Here is a 24,754-nt window from a genome sequence, read left to right on the forward strand (position 1 = left end):
CTTTGCAAATGACTGATTTATAATTATATATTTTAATATGCGCTTGCTTAATTTGCATTGTTTTTTACATTTGTTGCAACCATGTTGCAACCGACATAAAAAAATGGCATCTGTAAAACTCAAACTGTTCAAAGGCAAGGTACTGAAAAACGGGGAACATCCGATAGTGATTCAGCTAATCAAAGATCGCAAACGAAAGGTAATTTCTACCGGACGGTCCTGTCCAATTGAACATTGGGATGAGAAAGAAGGATTGCCTAAAAAGCAGCATCCCAATCGTGTCCAATTGACAACTTTCCTTTTGCATAAAAAGAAAGAAGCACATGACTTACACAATACCATTGAAACTGACAAAGGTTCATCCTATTCAATGGAGGAGTTTGAAAGGAAAATATAGAAACGAGAATAAAAAAGCATCTTTCTTTAAATATGTCGATGAATTAGTTGCAAATTTCATTGCCACTGGACGAGTCGGGAATGCCAAAATTTATAAGGATACCAAAAGAGAAGTCTATAAATTCCGCAATGGCCTTGATTTGGCATTCACCGACATTGATCTTAAATTCCTTAAAAGCTTAGAAAATTTTTTTCCGAACACGAGGTTATAAAGAAAATACGATGAGTGTTTTTTTCAGAACATTGAGATCGATTTATAACAAAGCCATCATTGAGAATTATGTCAAGAAAAGTCTTTATCCATTTGACATTTTTAAAGTTTCACAGTTTGATACAAAAACTCAAAAGAGAGCATTGTCTCAAATAGACATAAAAAGTCTAATTGAATATTACCCTGCCTTAGACAATCCACTCTTCAAATCTTATAGCTATTTTATGTTCAGCTTTTACATGATGGGAATGAATTTTCATGACATGGCTTTTTTAGAATGGGATCAGATTAGTTCCGAAAAATTATCATACATAAGAGCAAAAACTAGAAAACATTTTGTAGTAAAGATTCTTCCTCCAGCTCAATCAATAATAGATATTTTCAAGATAGCAAAAGAAGGTAAATATGTATTTCCGATTTTCAATGAATTAAAACATACGACTCCGCAATCCAAACATAACAGAATTAAAAAAGTTCTTAAAATGTACAATAAAGATTTGAAAGAAATTGGAAGTGCATTAGAGATTAAAACACCTTTGACTTCTTATGTTGCCAGGCATACATGGGCAACTAGTATGAAAAAACTAGGCGCCTCAGTAGGAATTATTAGCGAAGGATTGGGACATGACTCTGAAGAGACAACTCAAATTTACTTAGATAGTTTTGGCAATGACGTTATGGATAAAGCAAATGAATTGCTATTAAAAATTTGATTACCCTAAAATGGCGAATTTAGCCATAAAATTATATTCGTCGAGTTAATTTTTTAATTGAAGTGATATCATTAAAAAATAACTTCATAATTACTCCAGAAACGGATAAGGGTTTTTTCTTAAAATTCAATGAAAATTTATAATTTTCATTTGATTTTTTATTTAATGTTGAAAACCTACTTTGTAAGAAACGAATCATCTTTTAATAATTTTACCTTTGCAGCCGATTAAATTTGGAAAACCTCAGACATCTGTTAGGGTATACAAGAATCATTAAATCATGGGTAACAATAAATTTAAAAAATCTAATGAGGATTTTCTTAGTCATTACTATGTGCTTGGCTATTATTACATCAAGAGCTGTAACAGCCACGGTCAAAGGTGCACTTCCATCTGTTCTTACCGAATGTTCCGGTTTAGACTTTAATGGAAATTCGTCCTTTTGGACACATAATGATTCGTGGGGTGATGATCAACTTTATCGAATATCATCAACTGGAAATCTCCAACAAACGATTACAATCAATGGGGCAAATAATCGTAATTGGGAAGACATTACTCATGATCAGAACAGAGATCATCTATTCATAGGCGATTTCGGTAACAATGATAACGATAGAACCGACCTCAAAATATATAAGATCCCATATCCGAATGCTTCAACCACATTTTCAACAGCTGAAATCATCGAATTTACATTTTCTGATCAAGAAGATTTTCCTTCCGCTTGGATGAATTTTGATGTCGAAGCATTTTTTCATTTCAACAATCGTTTATATTTATTTACAAAGGCCGACGGTTCGGCTGTGGGTTACACAAAGATGTACTCTCTTTCTCAAAATTCTGGACCTCATATTGCTAATCTGGTTGATAGTTTTTATACAAATGACCGTACTACTTCCGCTACCATAAGTCCCGACGGAAACTCTATGATATTAATGTCTAATTCTCACATTCATATTTTTAAGAATTTTAGCGGTACAGATTTCTTCGGTGGACAGCATACGCAATTAAATATAAGCGGATCGTGGACACAGAAGGAAGGAATTTGTTTACAAGTAATAACGAAGTTCATTTAACAGATGAAAATACAGGTTCTGGCAACAATCTATATTATCTCAATCTGGCAAGTTATATACCAACTTCAACTACAACGAGTGTAGATGAAAATATAAATTTGGAAGTTGATATTTTTCCGAATCCTACTACACAATATGTAAACATGCGTTTTGAGGAGAATTTGAAAATTTTGGAAGTAAAAGTTTCTGATGTTTCCGGAAAGTTAATCGATTCTCATCTTTTCAATAGTGTGCAGGAAATTAAATTGGACCTTGGCAAACTCAATCCCGGTCTTTATTTTTGCAACATTTATTCTAACGGAATTTTAATAAGGACAGAAAATATTTTAAAGCATTAGCACATTCAATCTAATTTAACCTTCCTAAAATAAAATAATCATGAAGAAAATAACTTTTGCTCTTGTAGTTTCGATAGGAATACTCTTTGGCTGCAATAGCAATACACCAAATGAGGATACTAAAAATCAAAAAGCAGAACACAAACATGGCGATCATAATGATGGCAAGCATGAACATAGTGATGGGGCCATTCACGAAAATGAAGATTCTGTAAAACACGGAGGATTTGATGCCGAAAAAGATTCGTCACATCATGAGCATGAATCACACAAAGGCCATGATCATTAATCGGATATGTAAAGCAAGCGGATATGAATCACTTGTTTTTAAAATTTCTATTAATCTAAATTCTTAATTTTAAGCATGTACTTAAAATTAAGAATTTAGATTAAACTTTGAATATCTTTTAAAATGAAGCCAAAAGGCGTTATCGTATTGGCACTATTCTTTACATTGTCTGTAATCTTTCTCGTTTATATCATGTTAGGTTTAATACCAATGGTTCTTTTCTCATTTGGTTTTCTTGGCGGATTCGTTCTTTGGTTGATTATACCTACTAACTTGTCTTTTAAAAATATCAAATCTCCATTTTTTTATTACCCTTTTTTTTCATTCTTCATAAATTAGAAGAATGATATATGGGATTTTTCTCAAAGCTTTCGGAAATTACTGGTGTTGCTACACCATCAACCGATTCTATTCTAGTCTACTTATTGTATTGCTTCGCCAGATCCTGGTTCTTAATTCCATATTTGATGAAGCACAAATATTCTTTTGGGCACTACCTCGTTTGGACCTTTTTTTACCGCAATGGGAGTTAATGAGCTTGCCCATTTTATCTTTCCATTCTTAACGAATAATCCATACGGATATTTCCCGGGAATGGCTACAGTTGTTTTACTTGCACCAGTTGCTTGGTGGGGGATGTTTCGACTTTCACGAAAGGATATTGAGAATAATTAGGCAAAATCATTAAGCTAAAAACCATTAAATTAAGGACAGAGTATTCGCCAGCCGAAATGGGACTATTAATTTGAGGAATTTGATCTATTAGTTGAACTATGAAATCTTCAAAAACCTAGCATTAAAAGCCACAATAATAGTACTTAAACTCATCAAAACTGCACCTGCTGCCGGATTAAGCATTATTCCAAACATGCCCGCTGCCAATGGAATAGCAACTACATTATATCCGGTAGCCCATATTAGATTTTGAACCATTTTCCTGTAGGTGGCCTTTCCAAAAAGAATAAGACTGACAATGTCTTCAGGATTGCTGTTTACTAAAACGATTCCTGCTGTCTCCGCTGCAATATCGCTTCCACTTCCAACTGCAATGCCGACATCTGCTTGCGCTAAAGCAGGAGCATCATTAACACCATCCCCGGCCATTGCAATGTACTCACCCTTTTGTTGTAGTTCTTTGATCTTGTCAAGTTTTTGATGTGGTAGAACTTCAGCATAATAACCATCCATATTTAATTGCCGGCTGACACTTTCAGCGACTTTATTATTATCGCCTGTTAAAAGGATCGATTTTATTTTGGCAACATGTAGTCTTTCAATTGCTCTACCTGATTCCGGACGTATTTCATCGGCAAGAGATATAAATCCACTTACTTTATCATTAACTAATACATACACAACCGTTTCATTTGGTTGACTGTCTTTAAGTAACATTTCAGGATAATTTTTCTGAATAAATGCCGGACTGGAAACTAAAACTTTAGAGTTGTTTATAATTCCAGTGATACCTTGCCCTGTAATAGCTTTAAACTCAGAAACAGGAAGTGGGTTCAATTTTCTTACATTTGCCTTTTTAACTATCCCTGTGGCAATTGGATGTTCGGAATTTTGTTCAAGTGAAAAAGCCATTTGAAGTATTAACTCATCATTGACAGACGAATCAAATGAACCATACCGGATCACATTGAAATTTCCAAAAGTAAGTGTACCCGTTTTATCGAATATAACTGTGGTAACCTTTCTGGAATTTTCAAATGCTGTTCTGTTTTTGATCAACAAACCATGTTTTGCAGACAAGGAGGTAGATTTTGCAACTACTAATGGCACAGCTAAGCCTAATGCATGTGGACAGCAAATTACTATTACTGTAACCATTCTTTCCATTGCAAATGCCAATGACTCATTTGCAATAGACCACCAATAAAAGAAAGTAGATATACCTGCAGCTAAAGCTACGATAGTTAAAATTCTTGCCGCTTTGTCAGCGAGTAATTGTGTTTTGGATTTTGTCTTTTGGGCATCATTGACTAACTTAATAACACTTGCAAGATAAGAGTCTTTCGAAGGATGTGTGACAGAAATTTTTAAGGAACCATTTCCATTGATAGAACCTGCAATCACTTTTTCCCCCTTTTGCTTTTTCACGGGGACCGATTCACCTGTAAGCATTGATTCGTTAATATAGCTTTCTCCATCTGAAATAATTCCATCGGCTCCAATCTTTTCTCCGGGTTTGATTAGAATCAGGTCGCCGATATTTAAGGAATCAACTTTAACTTCGTGGGTCATTTCACCTTTAATTAAATGAGCGCTTGATGGTAATAATTGTACCAGCAGTTCCAATTCTCTTGAGGCCCCGGCAATAGATTTCATTTCTATCCAATGTCCAAGTAACATAATTAGAATAAGTGTACATAGTTCCCAAAAGAAATCCATCCCTTGTAAACCAAATACAGTAGCAACACTATAAGCATACGCGACAGTGATAGCAATCGCAATCAAGGTCATCATTCCAAAAGTTCTTTGCTGGAACTCATCAACAAGACCTTTCAGGAAAGGAAATCCTCCATATACAAAAACCACAGAGGATAAAGAGAAGAGAACATAAATTGAACCTGAAAAAGAAAAATCAAAACCAAACCATTTTTGGATCATAGGCGAAAGCAACATAACCGGAATAGTAAGGAATAGCGTTACATAAAACCTACGTTTAAAATCCTCGATCATCATTTTATGATGGTCATGGTGCATCATTCCCATCGGGGATTTGCATGATTCGAATGTTCAACGTTATTATGTCCTTGATGTTGATGTTCCATATGATTGTTTTACTTTTTAATTTAAGAGTTAATGTTCTATTCTAATCAGGTATAAATTAGTGCTTAAATTAACCGCTTTAGCTCCGATGATCAAATTGTTTATAGGATTCTTCCATCAATGTTTTTTTTAGTATCCTCTAACATATTTTTCAAACACCAGTTACAATACATATTTGCGAAAAGGAAGGAAAGAAACTTATAGAACCATTGTTTTGGCGGCAAATAGCTAATAGAAAGTTTCGCGATAGTTGAATTTTCAAGTGGAGATAATTCAAACCACATTCGATACCATGACATTATAATAATTTTAGCATCACCAATTGTCTCCCATTCTTTTAATAAAGGCGCTTGCCACTTGGTAATTGTTGTGGTGAAATAAATAATCATTCCTGCCATCTTTCCATACCAACGATATTTTGCTCCAACTCCACTTGAATTTTTCGATAGTTGTTCTAATTTTAATTTGCTTCCCATCATCATCATAGAACTTTCGCTCATGTGCATTCCTGTTTTTGAAAAATCATCCATTTGCTGAAAAACAATTTCAGGACTGGAATTAATTATAATACTTTTCGATTTTGTCTTCATACTTTAAGATTTTTCTGACTAAAATAGTTTGTTTTATTTGTCAGGAATTTTATTCGACAGATTTATTCTTTCAACTGCGCTTCACTTAAATGCCTGTAAGCATTTTCTACCATAACAATTCCATCATCTACAATTACACCAATTGCCAAAGCAATTCCCGTAAGTGACATGATGTTGGAAGAAAACCCTAGAAGATTTAAGAGAATAAAACTTGATGCAACCGAAACAGGAATTTGAATGAGAATTATAATTGCGCTTCGCCAATGGAAAAGAAAAATTAAAATGACTATAGTAACACTAATAAACACTTCAACCAGTGTTCCCTTTACTGAACTAATAGCTTCTTCAATTAATCCACTTCTGTCATAATTAATTTTAAATTTCACGCCTTCAGGTAAACCTTTTTGTAATTCAGCCATTTTTGCCTTTACGTTTTTTATAACCTCATCAGCGTTTTCTCCGTATCGCATTACTACAATTCCACCGACTTTTTCGCCTTCTCCGTTTTCGTCAAAAATTCCGTATCGGATATCGCCACCCATTTGCACCGACCCAACATCTTTAATTCTTATGGGAACATTATTGGAAGTGCTAAGTGAAATATTTTCAATTTCACCGATTGATTTAATGTAACCCAAACCTCGCACGATATATGACTTATCGCTCATTTCAAATTTTCGTCCTCCAACATCATTGTTATTTGATTTTACCGCTTGCAAAACGTCCATCATTGAGAGATTAAAGAAGTTCAGTTTCACAGGGTCAATAATTACCTGATACTGTTTTTGAAAACCTCCGAAGGAGGCAACTTCACTTACTCCGGGAACTGTTTGTAAAGAAAACTTGATATACCAATCCTGCAAAGCACGTTGTTCGCCAAGATCATATCCTTTGGCATCTAACGAATACCAAAAGATATGGCCAACGCCTGTTCCATCGGGGCCGAGTGTGGGTGAAATTCCTTCAGGTAAAAGTTTCTGTGCAAAATTTAACCGCTCTGCTACCCTCGTTCTAGCCCAATAAATGTCAACATTGTCCTCAAAAACTAGATATACGAAACTCATTCCGAACATAGATGAACCTCGGATATTTTTAAGTTTCGCAATGCCTTGCAAATTTGAAACGAGTGGATATGTAATCTGGTCCTCGATTACCTGCGGGCTTCTCCCCATCCATTCAGAAAAAACAATTACCTGATTTTCGGATAAGTCAGGTATTGCATCTACGGGGTTGTGCTGCACTTCGTAAAGTCCCCACCCTAACATGCCTGCTGCAAAAAGTAATACAACAAAGCGATTGCGCAATGAGATTGATATAAGACGTTCAACCATTGTTGTTTGAATTAGTGTTTTTTCATTTCAGATAATTCCATTCCACACTTTGGGCAATCTCCCGGTTTATCGGATAGTACTTCTAGGTCCATCACACATTGGTAGAATGCTTCTCCATTTTTCAACATCGTTGTGTCAATATTGAAGTTTTGTGATGTGTTTTGACCTTGATTTGTTGTGGAATCGGGCAAAGTTCCTTTTTCACTTCTGTTTGATGAACTATTGCAGGCGCCTAGTAATATTATACTATTTAATGCTAGTAAAAGAATTGCATTTTTCATTTATACTATTTACTTAGAGAGTTTACATTTTCATTCCCGGCATTTCTTGATGGCCTTCCATAGGGTTCGCTCCTTTTTTAAAAATATATTCGCTGTTCAATAAGTATGCACCTTTCACAACAACAACATCTCCTTCTTTCAATCCATCAATTATTTCAATTTGGCTACTGTTCTGCATACCTACTGTTACCATTTTATTTTCAAACACTCCATCATTGTTTCTCACCCACACATTTGCTCCTTTACTATCCTGAACAATTGCATCTAAAGGCAGCACATAAGATTTTTTCTTTTCTGTTTGTAAGTTTATATTAGCTAACATTCCGGGCTTTATTTGTCTTGATGAATTAGTTAACTGAAATCTTGCCAAAACATACCGTTGTGGCGCTTGCACTTGTGGATCAATAAAAACTACTTTCCCCGAAAACAATTCTTGAGTTGCAGCAGGAATAGAAAAACTAGCTTCCGTTCCAATTTTTATATAAGTTAAATAGGGGAGATAGACTTGGGCTTCTACCCATAGTGCATTTATTGAAGCGAGTCGGAAAGAGTAGCGCCTGCTGAGACGTAATTCCCTTCATTAACAGATATTTCGCTCACAAAGCCCTCCGTTTTCGCAAACACCGGAATATTTTGCAGAATTTGCTTGGAGGTATTAAGTTGATCGATTTGCAATTCGCTCATTCCAAATAACAGCAACTTATTTTTAGTGCTTTCGATAAAATCACCAGTTGAAAATGACTTTTGTAGAGCTAGCAAATATTCTTCTTGCGCCAAGTTTAAATCTTCACTGTAGATTTCATAAAGCATCTGACCTCTGCTAATGTATTCTCCAATGTTTCTTACGGCTAACTTTTCAATTCTTCCTTGGACTCTTGCACTGATAGCATCTGAAAGATTTTGGTCCACTGTAACTTTTCCTGTAAGGGTAATTTCTTTAGCCAACTCATGAACACGAACTGTGTCATATGTAATGTTACCTAATTGGATTTGTTGGGAACTTAGTTTTATTTGTCCCGTTTTGAGATTATTCCTTTTTACCTTAATCAGTTTCATGTGGCAAATTGGACAGTTGCCAGCTTTATTTTCTATCACTTGCGGATCCATTGAGCATGTGAAATACTCATCTGATCCCGCCATCTCGGCCTGATTATTATTTTTTTTGCATGAAATTAGCAACAGAATGGATGCTAAAAAAAAGCATCATGACTTGGTTTGCGATATTTATTTTATTTCTGTACATTATTTTCGGTTTGAATAAAGCTTTCGCTGTCTACCATAAATTGTGCATTGGCAGCAACCATTTCATTTTCTTTTAATCCGGATTTTATTTGAACCAATGAATCTGTGAAAGCTCCCGTTTGTATTAATTTAGTAACAAAACAGTTTTCTGATTTTACAAATACGATTTGATTATATCCTAAGTTTACAATTGCATTTCGTGGCAACCATATTCCCTTAATTTCTGATGAAGTAATATTAGCAGAAACCAGAGTACCTATTTTAAGTTGTCGGTCTTGGGAATTCTTCAAATACACTCTTGCTTTAATTGCAGAATAATTTTGACCGGCAACAGGTTCAATGTAACTGATGGTGGATTGAATAACAGTAGTTGGATTTGCTTCAGTAGTGAGAGACTTTATCACCTATATTGATTAGTGCAGCATCTTGTGGAAATATATCCAACACTGCCCAAACCTGACTTATATTGTAAACCGAAAAAAATGCCTGACCACTTTGCAAATACATTCCTTCCTTAATTGAAAGTGCGGAGGTTCTTGAGGAGGAAAGATTCTCAACTTGCATTTGTGTGGGCGATTCACTAGTTGTATTCATTCCTGAACTCATTCCATTCCCCTTGGAAGGTGCAGCAGAAGTAACTCCACTGCTAATTCCTAAATCATGAATGTGCCCAGTATAAGGGCTGTATATTGGTAATGGATTTATCGGTTGTTTCGTGGTTTCAATTTGTTTAAGTTGTTCATTGTTTAATCCTAGCAATTGTAATTTAGTTTTAGATGAATTGATGAGCGGAAAGTCCTTAATAGAACTGTTCAAAAGATAAATTAGATTTTGTTGTTCAGTCAAAATTTCCGGACTGTAGATATCCATGATTCGCTGACCTTTAAAAACATTTTCAAAATTGAAGCGCACATACAATTTTTCAATTCGCCCACTGAACCGTGCGCTGATATTGTTGAGTGAGCGAGGATCGTAAACAATTACGCCTATTGCATTTAATCGGGGCGTGATCGTTTGTTGCATAGGTAGAATTGTTTTTACGTCACTAAATACTGTTTGATTAGTTGGTTGTTCTAAGCCTTCCAACTCACTGGTCTTGTTTGCCTGAATGTGTTTGTGTTCGTCTCGGCTACTACAAGACGAGATGAAAATCAGAATTGCAATCCCGATAAACACCGAGAAAGCAACGATCCCATTGCCTCTTGCCATGCCCTTATCGAATTTCCAATTCTTTTTCATATTCTACTTGTAATTTAAAAAGTACATTCAATTGGTCTAATTCATTCATTTTTGCCATTCGATGCATCTTCAACGCATCAAGTACGACAAAAAGATCCTCTGTATTTTGCTCATAGGCAAGCATTGAGGTTTCATAACTCTTGAAATAGGTTGGAATTATCAGATTGGTATAATTAGTTAGTTGCTGCTTTGAATATTTCATTTGTGTCTGCAATGAGGCTATTTTCCCTGCTGTTTCATTGACAAGAGATTGTTTTTGATAACCTATAGCATTGAGGGTGTTGTTCAACCCTTTAATATTTGATTTGTATTCTTTGGTTGCCCACGGCGCAATTGGAATTGTCATCATTCCCATTGCTGAATACTGATTAGGCATCATACCCAGTGATTGCATGTGACTTAGTGAAATTCCAAAGTCAGGCAAGCGTTTCGATTTTTCGTATTGCTGTTGGAATTTAAGTAAGCCAATATTTGCATCAAATTGTTTGATATCGCTGCGTGATGTTGTAATAAGGAAAGTATCAATTAACTGCAATTCATAATCGTATGATATGAATGAGGTATCAACATCAAACTCATATGACTTGTCAATATTCATGAGAGTGTTAAGTTCAATATTTTTCATTTTCATATCGCCAACCAACATTGCTTCCATATTGCGTAATTCAAATAAGTCTGCCTGAGATTTGTAAATGTTATTGAGTTTTTCTTTGTTAAAGGTGAAACGATTTTGTGCAACCTGAACGATATAATTTAAAAGGGAATCGGTTTGCATCAATACATAGTATTTCTTTTGCAGCACTATCCATTCGTAATAATTCGTTTTAGCCATTGCGAACATTTCATTCTTCTTTGCAGCTTTTCCTTGTTGTTCAATTGAAGCCATGCCCTGCATAAATTGATAATTCGCCTTTTGTTTTGCAGGATTCGGAATCATTTGTTCTCCTGTTATCATCCACATCCCATCGCTAAAGTTTTTGTAGGGAGCTTGCCACGGACCTGTAGAAAAAGTGGGAGGCATCCAACTTTTTGCCATCTCCGAATAATTATTCGCAGCATTGATTTGCTCATCATACATTTTGAGCATTGGGTTATTACTTTCTATCCTACTCAAAACTGAGTCAATTGTCAACACTTGTCCGAATGTTTGAATTGCACAAACACAAAAAATAAATAGCAATATTCTTTTATTATTCTTCATTTATTCCCGGCAGGATTATTTTTCCATGTTTTTTTAATTCTCTTTCCTTTCCCATTTCATAAATTATAGGTGTTACCAATAAGACATAAATAGTAGAAGTAATTACACCGCCAATCAAGGGAATTGTAATTGGCAACATCACATCGCTGCCCGTACCAGTTGACCAGAGTATAGGAATTAAGCCAAAGAGCGAAACGGAAACAGTCATTAATTTTGGCCGCAACCGTTGAACGGCACCGTCCATTATGTATTTACGTAAATCAGCCTTTGAAATAGTTTCATTTGAATTACCTTTATCTTTAACCAACTTTTCCATATACTCATTAAGGTATATAACCATCAACATTGCTGTTTCAATTGCTACACCAAACAATGCGATAAAACCAACGGCAACGGCAACTGATAAATTCACTCCATAGAAATAAACCATATACACTCCGCCTATTAATGCAAACGGAACAGTAATAATAGTCAGTAAAGCTTCTTTCAATGATTTGTAAGTAAAATACAATACCATAAAAATGATAATAAGAACAATTGGCATTATAAATTTTAATGTTTTGTTCGCACGAATTTGATTTTCATATTGACCGCTCCATTCAAGGTTGTAACCTTTCGGAAGTTTGGAAAACATTTTGTCCAATTTGTCTTGTGCTTCTTTCACTGTGCTTCCCAAGTCACGATCCCGTACATTGAACAATACTGTTCCCCGCAACATAGCGTTTTCTGAGTTAATCATTGGTGGACCTTCCGAAACAGTTACTTCAGCTACTGATGAAAGCGGAACGGTTCCATAATTCATAGTTTTTATTGGAATTTGGTTTATGGCTTCTAAACTGTTTCTGTAGTCCTGTGCGAACCGTGCATTCACCGTAAATCGTTCTCTGCCTTCAATTGTTGTAGTTAGATTCATTCCCCCTAATGCAGTTTCAACATACATATTCACATCATCCACACTCAAACCATATTTCCCAATTTCGTTTTTTTTCACTGTAATATCCACATATCTCCCTCCTGTAACGGGTTCAACATATAAATCTTTAATGCCATTGATCCCTTGCAATTCATTTTTCATTTTTACCGCAAGAGTATAGATGGAATCTAGATTCTGTCCATAAATTTTCAATCCTACATCTGTTCTTATTCCTGTTGAAAGCATGTTGATTCGGTTGATAATAGGTTGAGTGAAACCGTTAACTACACCTGGAATTTGCAACTTTGCATTCAATTCGTTAATTATCTCGTTCTTGGTTATACCGATTCTCCATTGTGCCTTTGGTTTCAATAGAATAATTGTTTCAATCATACTGATTGGAGAATTATCGGTCGCTGTGTTTGCTCTGCCAGCTTTGCCTAATACATTTCCTACTTCAGGAACTGACATAATTAATTTATCCTGTACCTGTAAAATTCTTTTAACCTCAGAATTTGATACATCTGGTAGTGTTACAGGCATGAACAGTATAGAGCCTTCATCCAATGGAGGCATAAACTCTGAGCCCATTCGAAACAACATAATACCACCAACGGTGAGCGCTATTATATTTAGTGCTATTACTGTTTTTCGCCAATGCAAGCACCATTTCAAAATAGGAGAGTAAATCTTCTCCAAGACCCGCGTTACAGGGTTTGCACTTTCAGGTTTTAATTTCCCTTTTAGAATAAATGAAATCAAAACAGGTGCAAGCGTAATAGCAAGAAATGCATCAATAATAAGTATGAAAGATTTTGTCCAAGCTAGTGGATGAAACATTTTTCCTTCAATACCGGTAAGTAAAAAAACGGGGAGAAAAGAGGTAATTACAACGATGGTTGAATAAAACACACCAGGCCCTACCTGTTTCGAGGACTTTTCAATAATTTGTAATCGTTCTTTACTTTCCACCTTTGCAATTATTTTTAAAAAAATAGCGAAACTATTTATTAATAACAGCACAAGTTACAATAAACAATTTTTTAAAATATGACTTCTGTCCTGTAATACAGCATATAACTATTGCTTTACAACACTTTCCAAGGCCATGTCACACTTAGGACAATTATCTGCTTTCGCTGAAATTACTTCCAAGTGCATTGGACACTGAAAAAATGTTTTTCCCGAATCAACTTTTGACGTGTCGAGAGTAAATGTGCTTGTTGTTGATCCATCTTTTGGTGATGAACACGCTACCATTAAAACTGCAATAGCGGAAATTACAAATGCTTTTTTCATATTTTATTTATTTATTAACCTTGTTTTATTGTTCACTCTCGCTTCTAATAAATTACATTTTGAATCCATCTTGAATGCTTACATGCCATCTTTTATCAAGCATTTTTATATTTATTGTCTGATAAATTTGCTTAACAATTCTCCCTTTTCTGTTTCAATTTTTAAAACATACATTCCATTTTCAGGAGAAATTTTCAAATTTACTTCTCCATTGATTACCTGACATTTGCTGTTAATAGTACATTGCCCTAAAACATTTTCAATTTTAAAATTGTACTCTCCATCTGGAACCGCACTAAGTAGCATTTTAATTTCTTCAGAACCCGCGGGATTAGGATACAATAAAATTCTACCCGTTTCAACCACAGAAATATTTGTCGTCGGAATATAAATACCACTTTTGAATTTTACAGTTCCTGAAATATCGTCTTGCCAAACGACATAGACATTTCCATCATGAATTGCAACGTCTGCGTTCACAACTCCTGCATTAGCAATTGTGTCAGTTACCGGATTCAAGCCGTTATTTATATCAGATGAAAACCGTAATAGTGCTTTATTTTCACCTGAAACTGTTTCCTTCCACACTATTCCGACGGCAGACTCATAGTTTGAGATTCGTGGGTAGTTCTGATCATTATTACCTGATAATTGTTGAACAGATGTAAGCGACATATTACTGATAGACGAACTGCTGAAATAAACTTTTGGAGAACCACTTGCACCATTCATGAAAACCGAATACAGAGAATCTTCAACGATAACTCCATCTGGTCCCGTAGACGGACAAGCCATAATCATCCAATTATTTAAATCAACATTCCAGCCGTTTGTAAACGATATAGCATTATCCATTGAGATACTTGTCCAGCTATCTCTAATATTGTTTAGGTTGTCACGATAAAGCATAGCAACAGTATTTCCTTCGCTTACAATTGAACTCGGACAGCAATCACATACGACGCCACCTGACCAGCCACTTGCTAAAACATCTGTTATAAAAGTATTTCCATAATCCGAAGATCTTGTTACCATCCATCTTGCATTTGAAAAGTTAGGATCCAATTTCATAAACCCAACTATTGGATTTCCTGAATCGTCTATTGTAACTGTTGGAAACCGACTAAGGTCAGGAGTAACGAAATCCACTTGAATTGGTGATGAAAATGACTGTCCACCATCAAAAGAACTGACAATGTAAATCGGGTTAACATCTTCGGGTGTTTCTTTGATCACAATGTAAACTGTATCTCCTCGTGAAGCAATGTCTGGCCCGGCCCAAGATGCAGTAAATACAGGGATTGAAGGTGGGTTGATCGTTATAGGGCTTGTAAACATTGTTCCGTTCCACTTGGAGAATTTACATTCATTTGACGATCCTTTTCCCCAAATAATCATAGGATTTCCTGAAGCATCAGTAACAACTCTAGGATGAAGGTTCCCATCCATTGACATTGCAACGGTGACTTCAGATGACCATGTCACTTGCTGGGCATCTGCTCTTAGGATAAATAATATTGAGAGAAGTAGGATAAGATATTTCATTTGTTAGATTATAGTTTAATTATTTTACAATACTGAGATTTATGGTTGTCAGTAACTCTTAAAATATATATACCTGATTGAATACTGTGCAAGTCAATAATAAATTCTGATGAATTGTAATTCAATTTTTTTGAGAGAGCACAGTCTGGTTTGAGCTATTAAATACAGAGTATTCTATTTCTTTTTCAAAACCTTTCAGTGAAATCCTTACAGATCCGGAAACGGGATTAGGACTGCATTCTAACACTTCAATATTCTTACTTGGATTATTTATATCTGATGTTCCTGGTAAAACAACAAACGATCCCATCATACCATCATCTTCATGGTGTAGTAAATGACAATGATACATGTAAGGTATGGTGTCTGCAAAATCTTCAAACTTGGTTATAAAGGATACTGATTCATTAGGCATGACTAAAACAACATCCTTCTTCACTTGTTCTGAAACAGGAACAGAAATACCATTGACATCGGTGACATAAAATTGTACATCATGAATATGAAATGGATGGGCGATCAGTGTATTATTTATTAAAGTCCATTTTTCAACATGATTTAAATAGGTAGTATCGTTTATCGTATCCATACTAAATTGATGTCCATTGATTGTAAATGGACCTTCAACCATTTCCATCGGCCCCATAGTTTGTGGCGCAAAAACGATATCTCTTGTTCTGTTTATCAGACTAGCATCAATTGGTTGGAAATTAACTAATGAAGTTGGAATAGAGGTAACGGATTAAGTGTTGGGGCAACAACATTTATTTCAAGAAGATCATAATCCGCACCATTTAAGAAATTCAGGTTGTAGTCGGGAATTTGACTCATTCCATTTCCAACATTTTGAGCACCTAGAATTCCATCAGGTAATCCACTGCCGTAATTCATCATTGAAATAGTTTGCCCCTGCATTCCGGTAAGATCAATTAGAATTTCAGCTCTTTCTCCGGGTGATAATTGTAATCGGTTTTTTGCAATAGGGGATCTAACTAAACCACCATCCGTTGCGATTTGATAGAAAGTCATATTGTTTGAGAAACCAAATAAGAATGAACGATCAGATGCACCATCGAGTAATCTAAAACGCACAACTTGCGCAGGTGCATTAAAAAAAGCATCGATGGTCGCATTGATCATTGGCACAGTATCAAACACAGTAGCAATTGCTGTCTGATATAGTACATCAAAACATTTGGTCTGAACTATAAGTGGAACATCATCTATTCCATAAGTTCTCGTAAATTCAATGCTGATTCAGCACTGTCTTTCACTATTATTAATCCTGCAAGTCCTTTTGAAACTTGAATATCAGTACGATTTTGACCATGTGGATGATACCAATATGTTGCAGCATCATTCATTACGGTAAATGAAGGCGACCAGGTTGCTCCCGGCATGATCATTTGGTGTGGACCACCATCCGCATGTGCAGGAACATGTAAACCATGCCAGTGCATAGTTGTAACCGGTGGAATATTGTTTGTTACATTCAGTGTTACATTGTCACCTTTATTTAAAATCAACGTTGGGCCAAGAATGTTTCCATTAACACCATAAGTCGGGGTTTGATGGCCTGCAAAAAATTCCGTTGAATCCGCTTGAACCGTTAAATTGAAATTTGTACCCGACAAAGTGGGTGGAATAAATAAAGGATTTTGTGAATACGATTTATTAGCAATGACGAAAAGGATCGTCACTGCTAATAAATTGAATATTGATTGTTTGTTTTTCATTAGTGAGCAATATTTATTCTTTTGTTAATTGATTTGCCATTACTAAGGATTTGTACTGTATAAACACCGGATGGGATGCTAGACAGGTTCGAACTTACTTTATGGATTCCGCTGTTGGCTTCTTCATTTGCAATCTCGCGAATTAATTTTCCTGAAACATCTAACAGATTGATCGTAACATTAGTCTTTGATTTCATATTCAATTCAATTGAGAATAGATCATTCACAGGATTTGGATACAATGAAACATTTTCAATTGTTGCAGGTAAATCATTTACTTTTGACGTTGCAAAGAAGTTTCTTGCCGCAATACCAATTGCAGTTGTATCACTTATGGAAAATCCCACATTTGTAAAAAGCACATCATGTCCTGACCCTGCAGCAACTGCTACAGTTGGCATTCCGAAGCCTCCATAATAAGCAACCAATGCCGCACCCTGATCGAATATTGCACTATTGAATCCATTTGTGTTTTTGAATCCGGACATAGTAGCGCAAGTGTAGCTATTCGTGTAAGCGATCTGATACCACTTTACTCTGCCCGGATATTCTGCCTGAAGATCCATGACCATTGCCTCAATAGCATGCCCAGCAGCTATACAAGAATTGCAAGTCATGACAAATTCCATGATCACAACCTGACCTGAATCAAGTTCAGAGAATAAATGATGTGATTGACCATCGCAATCAACTTTTGTAAAATCCATCGCAGTCGTTTGAGCTTTGGAAATCACCGAAACGAACATCAAAGCAATCATTAGATAAAATGATTTTTTCATTTTGTTTTATTGTTTTTTGAATTATGTATAAATAGGAATAGTCGCCCTTCCGAAATGGAGGCGACGCTTAATAGAAAGTATTATTTCAAATTAAGAAAGTACTGTTTCGCTTGTAAATAGGAGCCTGATTTAAATTAGGCGGTGGTTTGTCCAATGAGAAATGGACGTATTCAGAAAAAGAGATAAGAGATTTAACATCAAAAATCGTTGGTATTAATAATGAGAACTGGTAATTAAGAAATGAAGAGGTTGAAGATTTACTGTGAACAGACTTAACTTTAAAATACTTGATCTCATTTTTACAGCAATCGGGATTCATTTCCCCTTTACCGCATTTGCAAGAATGTTCATCTGTAAAAACAATCTGCACAGAACTAATTTTTTCCGCAATAATGAAATTGAAGTCCGACACCGAAGGTGGTCACGGAATAAATAATCAAAATAAGGAAGGAGATCAATCGCTTCATTAAGGTCGAAGATAAGCTATTTGCATTTAACTTCAAAAAATGAAAGATTAAATTGAATTTAACCAATTGATTGAAGAATCAGGGGTTTCATACAAATTTCGAAATTTACTTAGAAATGAAATATTTAAATCTTTTTAGATGAAACTCACAAACTGCATTTGTACTCCTCACTGGACTGAGTTTGAACCTATTTTATGAGGATTTGAAGAGATTAAAGGGTGTAAAGGAAGTTTTGGTCTAAATTTTTAAAAAGATGAGTCCTTGTTTCAAAAAAGCTGCATTATTTCAAATGGCATTAAAATCAAACCCTGCTTCAAAATAAGATTACTTCACTTTCATTCAGCGAAAAGTATGTGGAAAGGAGAGCCTAAAACATTTATTTAGGTGATTTCTATCATTTCTCGTAATGAGGTATATCATCTCATTCCTGATTTCATTAATGGAGATTTACAAATCAATATAATATATACTAAAAAAAAGAAAATGGAAACGAAATATCTACATAATATAATAATTGTGCTTGGGCTACTTTTCTCATTCAATAACACAAATGCTCAATGTGGTCCGGCAGGAAATGGAACTAATGGTGGAATCCATTGCATGTATCCGGACTCAATGCGAAATTGCTTATATGTTGGAGGTGGATTTCATAATTCTGGAATGGATACGATAAATCATTGTGGTTATTGGAATGATAGTACCTATTTTCCAATGTCGATGATGGGAAATAATGGGTGTAATGATTCAGTATGGTGTTTCGCCATGTTTAATGGTGATTTATATGTTGGAGGCGAATTTACACAGGCTGGTGGAGTTGCATGCAATCATATTGCAAGATGGGATGGAACTAGTTGGTATGCTGTAGGAGACGGTTTTAATCAACCTGTACATGCATTGGCAGCATTCAACTACGAACTTTATGCAGGTGGCGATTTTACTTCTTCAGGTGCAACCACTTTAAACATATAGCAAAATGGTCTGGCTCCAATGGAATCAAATTGGCACCGGAACTAATGATGATGTTGAAGCTATGTGCGTTTGGAATAATGCTCTATATATCGGTGGAGATTTTACTATTGCAGGCGGGATTACCGTCAATCGAATTTGTAAATGGGATGGTACCAATTTTCGTTCTGTTGGTAGTGGCTTCACTTCCGGAATGGGACAATGCATGGTGCATTCACTTTGTGTTTACAATGGAAATTTATGCGCAGGTGGCATGTTTGAGCACGCAGGAACAAATGACATGCACAACTTGGCAATGTGGAACGGTTCAAATTGGTCCTCACTTGGAGACATCGATGGTTCAGGAATGGGCGATAATGTAGTTAGTGCAATGTGTGCTTATAATGGACATCTATTTATTGGCGGTAATTTTGGTTCATGTGGCTCAACCTCATCAAGCAATTTAGGAATGTGGGATGGTTCTTCTTGGTCAAGTATCGGAACAGGAATAGACGGCCAAGTGAATTCTCTTGCTGTCTATCACAATGAGCTTTACATTGGTGGTTCATTTACAAATGCTGCTGGAACTTCTGTAAATAATATTGCTAAGTACTCCCTAATATCGGTATTCAACCAATTGATGTTAAGATTAATTCAATCAAGGTTTATCCTAATCCGGCAATTGATTATGTGCAAATAAGCTGGATTAACGAGCAATCATCAAAAATAATTTTGAGCATAACAGATATTACCGGAAGGATTCTATTTGAAAAAAATGAAGGTGAAATTGCTGTTGGTTTTCATCAGGAACTTGTTCCGAAATTATTTAAGTAATGGAATTTATTTCGTTACTCTCAATTCAACGGATAGAAAATATTCACTTAAGTTTCAAATAAACAAGTAGGGTTAAAAATATTTATTCTTTGGAAGTTTTAATGATAGCAGTTCTGGGAATTGCATGTAAAGTGGGCACTTAAGTGCATCAACCTCAGAACTGCTTATCGGAACTAGACGAATGAGTTTAATTCATTGGCTGATTCCTAAGTAGTTCAATTTATAAGCCGTTTAAAACTACAAAACAAAAAATTCTGAATGGTGTTGAACGGTGTCTTGTGATCTTCGGTCAAACATTTCAGTTTAGTAAAACCATCACTTAACTGATGTTGAAGTTCTTCTTCAGTATATTGGTGTACATCAAGCATACTGCATTTTTTCGGCCCCTTATCTGAAAAAGTTCCTATAACCATATATCCATTTACAGCTTGTCGTGCAGTTTCGAGATAAACATTCATATCATCTGAACTTGTAAGGAAATGGAAAGTTGCCCTGTCGTGCCAACAATCATAACTCGATGAAGGTTTGAACTCTGTTACATCACTCACAATCCAATTTACTTTTATAGCTTTTTCTCCAAGCCGTTGCTTCGCCCTATTAATTGCCGTTTCCGAAATATCGAGAACAGAAATATTTTCATAGCCTTCATTGAGTAGATAGTCAACAAGATTACTATCACCTCCTCCTATATCAATTATATTTGCAGACTTCGGCAAATTAAAGCTATGAAAAAAATCTAATGACGTTTTAGGGATTTCTTGTGTCCAACTAACTTCATTTGGTTGCTTGGTTGAATACACTTTTTCCCAATGTCATTAGATTTAAACTTATCAATATTACTATTAAGGTTACACCAACATCAGCAGCAATCGCAAAAACCAAATTGCTATAACCCATAAAAGCGAGAATAATAAATATCACTTTTACGGCAATTGCTCCTGTAGTATTGATCTTGATTGTTCTGAGTGTTCTTTTCGAAAGTTGAATTAGAAAAGGGATAAGGGAAAGCCTATCATTCATTAATGCAATATTAGCAGTTTCAATAGCTGTATCACTTCCTGCTGCCCCCATTGCAATCCCAACAGTCGATTGTGCAAGTGCGGGAGCATCATTAATACCGTCACCTACCATTGCAACATTTTTATACTTTGTTAGAAGAGCTTTTATTTTTTCTGATTTATTTTCCGGCAATAACCCACCATAGCTTTCATTTATTCCTACAATTGCAGATGTGTGTTTAGCAGCTTTATCACTATCTCCTGTCAACATAATTACATTTACTCCCATATTTTGAAGCTGACTTATTGCTTCTTTACTGTCCGGTTTAATTTCATCCATTAAACCAATGATTCCTGCAACACCATTACCAAAACTTACAACTACACTTGTTTTCCCTTCTGAAGAAAGTTTTTCTACTATTTTTTCTGCTTCCTCAGTCACAGGTTGATGCTCTTCTATAAAACTTAATTTACCAATGAAAATGGTTTCATCTTCGCAAACAAGACACTCCGCAATTGCACCTTTACCCGCAACACTTTTGAAATTCTCAACTTGATGCGGAGTTAATCCTTCTTTTTTTGCCGCATCAATAATCGCTTCCGCTAAAGGATGTTCAGAAAAAACCTCTGCACCCGAAGCACAGGCAAGTAATTCTTCTTTATCAGTTCCATTCATTGGAATAACATCTGAAACGATTGGCTTCCCAAAGGTAATAGTTCGGGTCTTGTCAAGACAAATAGCTTTAATCTTTGCCATTGCTTCAAGATACTTACCACCTTTAATTATAATTCCCTTTGAAGAAGCATTTCCTATTGCAGCATAAATAGCGACAGGAGTAGAAATTACTAAAGCACAAGGACAAGCTATCACCAACAATGTAATTGCTTGCTGTAACCATTTTTCTAAAGGTTGATCTAAAATGAAAACAGGTATGCAAAAAACAAGAACTGCCAAAATAATAATGGAAGGTGTATAATACTTCGAGAATTTTTGAATGAACTTCTGTGTATCTGATTTTGTTGCTTGAGCTTCAAATGTCAATTTAATGATCTTTGAAAAGGTAGTGTCTGTTGACAATTTAGTAGTTTCAATTTCGATGAAACCGTTCTTATTGAGAGTTCCAGCAAAAACAAAGTCCCCTTCATGCTTGTCTTTAGGAATTGGTTCGCCTGTTATTGCAGCTTCATCAACTGTTGTATTTCCTGACACAATCTTTCCATCCAATGGAATCATTCCGCCCGGTTTAACTTGAACAATTGAACCTATGGCGATTTGATCAATCTGTATTTCACCACCTTCCTTTAATGTAGCTATTTTAGGTGATTTAGAAACCAATTCATCCAGTGCATTCTTACTGTTCTCGATTCCTATATCCTCTAATCTTTCACCCAGAACATAAAGGACAATTACAACTGCTGCCTCTGGATATTCCTTCAGATAAAATGCACCTACAACTGCTATAAGCATCAATAAATTAATACTACTAAATTTAAGCTTCACAAGCGCTTTTAATCCGTTCCAAAGGACGCTGTAGCCAAATCCTATAATTAATACTGCAAATACATACGGAGCGTATAGAGGAGGCACTTCTATTCCAGTGAGAGAAAGAATTTCAAGTGTTACAACTACTATTACCGCAAAAAGAAGAAAGAGAAATTTTTTATCGTTTATTGGTATCTTCATTTGAATTAAAATTAAATTAACCTGTGAGTTTGGAGCATATACATAGAATACTTTTCACCATGTTGGACTTTCAAGTGAGCTTCCTCCAATCTTATCTGAATCTGTATAATAAAATATGTTAGGACGAGGGTTGTTAAACTTAATGCATTAGGTAAAATCAAAAACAAACCGGAAGCCGTCAGGATCATTCCTAAAAATACAGGATTGCGGCTTATTTTGAACACGCCACTAGTAACAAGATCCGTACTGTTAATTTCATCAATTCCAATTCGCCAGTTTTCTTTCATTTGTTTTTGTGCTATACCTATCCAAATCAAAGAAGCGTGGATGATAACTAAGCCCACAATTTTGGAATTCTTATTATCTAAATAGTGAATTGAGCTAAGGAAATTGTAATACTTATCACTTAAGGAATATAGACAGATATTTAATGCAATCCCTATGACTATTATTTTCATTACAAGACCAATATAATCATGCACACTGTCTGACCGCTTAAAAGTTATAGGATTTATTCCTTTTAACTTATAAACACGGTAAGACGGAATAATGAATATAAGTAACAGATAAATTAATAAATAGATTGGCAAGTATATTTTAAGAATGTTAATCATGTTTCTAATTTTAATGTTCGTGGGCTTCACCCTGATTAGTCATTTTGGCTAATAGAAAAAATGCGCCATTCACTACTACTTTGCTGTTTTGAGGTATATCCTGAAGCAATGAAATCTCAGAATAGCCAATATCGGTAGTCCCTTTTTTAATTGCTATTCTTTCAAATGTAAGAGAGCCTTCAGGTAATTCTTCATGATGCTCATGATCATGTGCCTCCTCACTTTTTCTGCGGTTGAATGCTTTTCTTCTGCTTCCTTTTCAGTTACAATAAATATAAAGTCTTGTCCTTCACTGCTTACAATAGCGTTTGTTGGTATTGCATCAACAGTGGCATTCTCTAAACTAACTAAAGCTGTAATACTCATTCCGTCAATCAGACCTTGCCGATTACCTTTTACGGTAGCATGTACTGCTATTGCTTTAGTACTTTGTTCAAATGTATTGCTGATTGCAAAGACGTCTGCATCATACTCCTTACCGGGATTGTTGGTTAACGTAAAGTGAATAGTTTGAGCTACTTTTAATTTTGCCAAATCCTTTTCATATACATATAAATCCAAATGCAGTTGATCATTATCTACTATTTCAGCAATAGGATTATTAGCTTCTACATAACTTCCTATGTTAACAAGTACATTACTTATCGCACCATTGATTGGACTTTTTATATTTGCAACAGATTGAATGTTGTCAGATGTAATATTCTCTGTATTAAAACCAATTAATTCCAACTGTTTTCTTAAACTTGATTTTCTCGCTTTTAAGGACTTTAATTCTGATTCGGCACTTTGCAGATTTTTCAAAGCGCCTGCATTTCCCTGCTGTAAATCTTTTTGCCTTGCAAGTTCCTGTTCTGCAAATACGGATTTTGCAGAAACATTTATGAATTCTTCTTGCATTATTATAAATGAATTGTTTGAAATCGTTGCTATCACTTGTCCCTCTCTAACTTCATTTCCGGTTTGAACTAGAATCGATTTAATTACTCCGCCCAATGAAGCAGTTGCAGTAGCTCTATTTTGATTGGGTACTTTGAGAATACCATTGGCCTTTAATGAAGCCGTTAACTGCTTTTTCTCAATATTTCCTAATTCTATTTTGATTGATTTTATTTGTTCCGGTGAAAGCGAAACCGAATTTGAAAACTCCTCTGATTCATGATGCTCGGTTTCTTCTTCCTTGTGATTATGATTATCTTTACAGGAAGCAAAAAATGTCAGTGCAATAGCTGCTATGGTGATTATGTTTTTCATT

At 35.3% G+C, this 24,754-nt stretch carries 30 protein-coding genes; 9 read left to right on the forward strand and 21 right to left on the reverse strand.

Annotated elements, in window-relative coordinates:
- Positions 1-103 precede the first annotated feature (103 nt).
- The 6 genes from IPL24_04425 (at position 104) to IPL24_04450 (ending at position 3,026) form a co-directional block, all read left to right on the forward strand.
- The gene (locus tag IPL24_04425) at positions 104-397 is read left to right on the forward strand and encodes a hypothetical protein (protein MBK8362934.1); all 294 of its coding nucleotides are present in this window, start codon (positions 104-106) and stop codon (positions 395-397) included.
- Positions 381-608, forward strand: a complete 228-nt coding sequence (locus tag IPL24_04430; GenBank protein MBK8362935.1) for a phage integrase SAM-like domain-containing protein — start codon at positions 381-383, stop codon at positions 606-608. The genes IPL24_04425 and IPL24_04430 overlap by 17 nt, the downstream gene beginning before the upstream one ends.
- Positions 609-618: 10 nt before the next feature.
- Positions 619-1,320, forward strand: coding sequence for a tyrosine-type recombinase/integrase (locus IPL24_04435; GenBank protein MBK8362936.1), 702 nt, complete (start codon positions 619-621; stop codon positions 1,318-1,320).
- Positions 1,321-1,628: 308 nt separating this feature from the next.
- Positions 1,629-2,399 (forward strand): hypothetical protein, encoded by a 771-nt coding sequence (locus IPL24_04440; protein ID MBK8362937.1) that lies wholly within the window; start codon positions 1,629-1,631, stop codon positions 2,397-2,399.
- A complete protein-coding gene (locus IPL24_04445) occupies positions 2,348-2,737 on the forward strand; it encodes a T9SS type A sorting domain-containing protein (GenBank protein ID MBK8362938.1) in 390 nt (129 codons plus the stop codon). The genes IPL24_04440 and IPL24_04445 overlap by 52 nt, the downstream gene beginning before the upstream one ends.
- A 40-nt stretch (positions 2,738-2,777) precedes the next feature.
- Positions 2,778-3,026, forward strand: a complete 249-nt coding sequence (locus IPL24_04450) for a hypothetical protein (protein MBK8362939.1) — start codon at positions 2,778-2,780, stop codon at positions 3,024-3,026.
- A gap of 771 nt (positions 3,027-3,797) precedes the next feature.
- On the opposite strand, the gene cadA is transcribed toward IPL24_04450, so the two are convergent.
- The 17 genes from cadA to IPL24_04535 form a co-directional block, all read right to left on the reverse strand.
- Positions 3,798-5,738, reverse strand: coding sequence for a cadmium-translocating P-type ATPase (gene cadA / locus IPL24_04455; protein ID MBK8362940.1), 1,941 nt, complete (start codon positions 5,736-5,738; stop codon positions 3,798-3,800).
- Positions 5,739-5,902: 164 nt separating this feature from the next.
- Entirely contained in the window at positions 5,903-6,391 is a 489-nt protein-coding gene (locus IPL24_04460) for an SRPBCC family protein (GenBank protein MBK8362941.1), read from the reverse strand.
- A 62-nt stretch (positions 6,392-6,453) separates the two neighbouring features.
- Entirely contained in the window at positions 6,454-7,722 is a 1,269-nt protein-coding gene (locus IPL24_04465) for an efflux RND transporter permease subunit (protein ID MBK8362942.1), read from the reverse strand.
- A gap of 11 nt (positions 7,723-7,733) precedes the next feature.
- Entirely contained in the window at positions 7,734-8,003 is a 270-nt protein-coding gene (locus IPL24_04470) for a hypothetical protein (GenBank protein ID MBK8362943.1), read from the reverse strand.
- Positions 8,004-8,025: 22 nt separating this feature from the next.
- On the reverse strand, positions 8,026-8,535 hold the full coding sequence (locus IPL24_04475) for an efflux RND transporter periplasmic adaptor subunit (protein MBK8362944.1): 510 nt from the start codon (positions 8,533-8,535) through the stop codon (positions 8,026-8,028).
- Entirely contained in the window at positions 8,532-9,143 is a 612-nt protein-coding gene (locus tag IPL24_04480) for an efflux RND transporter periplasmic adaptor subunit (protein ID MBK8362945.1), read from the reverse strand. Before IPL24_04480 ends, IPL24_04475 begins: the two co-directional genes overlap by 4 nt.
- Before the next feature lie 89 nt (positions 9,144-9,232).
- A complete protein-coding gene (locus IPL24_04485) occupies positions 9,233-9,649 on the reverse strand; it encodes a hypothetical protein (GenBank protein ID MBK8362946.1) in 417 nt (138 codons plus the stop codon).
- Positions 9,627-10,484 (reverse strand): efflux RND transporter periplasmic adaptor subunit, encoded by an 858-nt coding sequence (locus tag IPL24_04490; protein ID MBK8362947.1) that lies wholly within the window; start codon positions 10,482-10,484, stop codon positions 9,627-9,629. Before IPL24_04490 ends, IPL24_04485 begins: the two co-directional genes overlap by 23 nt.
- Positions 10,459-11,685, reverse strand: a complete 1,227-nt coding sequence (locus IPL24_04495; protein MBK8362948.1) for a TolC family protein — start codon at positions 11,683-11,685, stop codon at positions 10,459-10,461. Before IPL24_04495 ends, IPL24_04490 begins: the two co-directional genes overlap by 26 nt.
- Complete coding sequence (locus IPL24_04500; protein MBK8362949.1) at positions 11,675-13,570, reverse strand: efflux RND transporter permease subunit; 1,896 nt, start codon at positions 13,568-13,570, stop codon at positions 11,675-11,677. Before IPL24_04500 ends, IPL24_04495 begins: the two co-directional genes overlap by 11 nt.
- Positions 13,571-13,678: 108 nt before the next feature.
- The gene (locus tag IPL24_04505; protein MBK8362950.1) at positions 13,679-13,897 is read right to left on the reverse strand and encodes a hypothetical protein; all 219 of its coding nucleotides are present in this window, start codon (positions 13,895-13,897) and stop codon (positions 13,679-13,681) included.
- A 111-nt stretch (positions 13,898-14,008) separates the two neighbouring features.
- Positions 14,009-15,442, reverse strand: coding sequence for a T9SS type A sorting domain-containing protein (locus tag IPL24_04510; GenBank protein MBK8362951.1), 1,434 nt, complete (start codon positions 15,440-15,442; stop codon positions 14,009-14,011).
- Between the two features lie 8 nt (positions 15,443-15,450).
- Positions 15,451-15,567 carry a T9SS type A sorting domain-containing protein gene (locus IPL24_04515; protein MBK8362952.1) on the reverse strand — a complete coding sequence of 39 codons (117 nt, stop codon included), beginning with the start codon at positions 15,565-15,567 and terminating at the stop codon, positions 15,451-15,453.
- On the reverse strand, positions 15,564-16,088 hold the full coding sequence (locus IPL24_04520) for a multicopper oxidase domain-containing protein (protein MBK8362953.1): 525 nt from the start codon (positions 16,086-16,088) through the stop codon (positions 15,564-15,566). The genes IPL24_04515 and IPL24_04520 overlap by 4 nt, the downstream gene beginning before the upstream one ends.
- Before the next feature lie 68 nt (positions 16,089-16,156).
- Positions 16,157-16,582, reverse strand: coding sequence for a hypothetical protein (locus tag IPL24_04525; protein ID MBK8362954.1), 426 nt, complete (start codon positions 16,580-16,582; stop codon positions 16,157-16,159).
- Positions 16,583-16,665: 83 nt separating this feature from the next.
- Entirely contained in the window at positions 16,666-17,178 is a 513-nt protein-coding gene (locus tag IPL24_04530; GenBank protein ID MBK8362955.1) for a multicopper oxidase domain-containing protein, read from the reverse strand.
- Positions 17,178-17,957, reverse strand: a complete 780-nt coding sequence (locus tag IPL24_04535; GenBank protein MBK8362956.1) for a T9SS type A sorting domain-containing protein — start codon at positions 17,955-17,957, stop codon at positions 17,178-17,180. Before IPL24_04535 ends, IPL24_04530 begins: the two co-directional genes overlap by 1 nt.
- A 950-nt stretch (positions 17,958-18,907) precedes the next feature.
- Here IPL24_04535 and IPL24_04540 point away from each other — a divergent pair.
- From IPL24_04540 to IPL24_04550, 3 genes are read left to right on the forward strand one after another with little or no spacing between them, the layout of a single operon-like run.
- Positions 18,908-19,393: a hypothetical protein gene (locus tag IPL24_04540; GenBank protein MBK8362957.1), complete on the forward strand. Its 486-nt coding sequence runs from the start codon at positions 18,908-18,910 to the stop codon at positions 19,391-19,393.
- 4 nt (positions 19,394-19,397) lie between these two features.
- A complete protein-coding gene (locus IPL24_04545; GenBank protein MBK8362958.1) occupies positions 19,398-20,069 on the forward strand; it encodes a hypothetical protein in 672 nt (223 codons plus the stop codon).
- Entirely contained in the window at positions 20,060-20,203 is a 144-nt protein-coding gene (locus tag IPL24_04550; protein ID MBK8362959.1) for a hypothetical protein, read from the forward strand. Before IPL24_04545 ends, IPL24_04550 begins: the two co-directional genes overlap by 10 nt.
- Before the next feature lie 215 nt (positions 20,204-20,418).
- Here IPL24_04550 and IPL24_04555 read toward each other — a convergent pair whose 3' ends face one another.
- From IPL24_04555 to IPL24_04570, 4 genes are all read right to left on the reverse strand, one after another.
- The gene (locus IPL24_04555) at positions 20,419-21,003 is read right to left on the reverse strand and encodes a class I SAM-dependent methyltransferase (protein ID MBK8362960.1); all 585 of its coding nucleotides are present in this window, start codon (positions 21,001-21,003) and stop codon (positions 20,419-20,421) included.
- Positions 20,978-22,885, reverse strand: coding sequence for a cation-translocating P-type ATPase (locus tag IPL24_04560; protein MBK8362961.1), 1,908 nt, complete (start codon positions 22,883-22,885; stop codon positions 20,978-20,980). Before IPL24_04560 ends, IPL24_04555 begins: the two co-directional genes overlap by 26 nt.
- 11 nt (positions 22,886-22,896) lie before the next feature.
- Complete coding sequence (locus IPL24_04565) at positions 22,897-23,229, reverse strand: isoprenylcysteine carboxylmethyltransferase family protein (GenBank protein MBK8362962.1); 333 nt, start codon at positions 23,227-23,229, stop codon at positions 22,897-22,899.
- A 423-nt stretch (positions 23,230-23,652) separates the two neighbouring features.
- Complete coding sequence (locus tag IPL24_04570) at positions 23,653-24,753, reverse strand: efflux RND transporter periplasmic adaptor subunit (GenBank protein MBK8362963.1); 1,101 nt, start codon at positions 24,751-24,753, stop codon at positions 23,653-23,655.
- Position 24,754 lies beyond the last annotated feature (1 nt).

This window comes from Bacteroidota bacterium, assembly GCA_016711505.1.
Classification (GTDB): Bacteria; Bacteroidota; Bacteroidia; order AKYH767-A; family 2013-40CM-41-45; genus JADKIH01.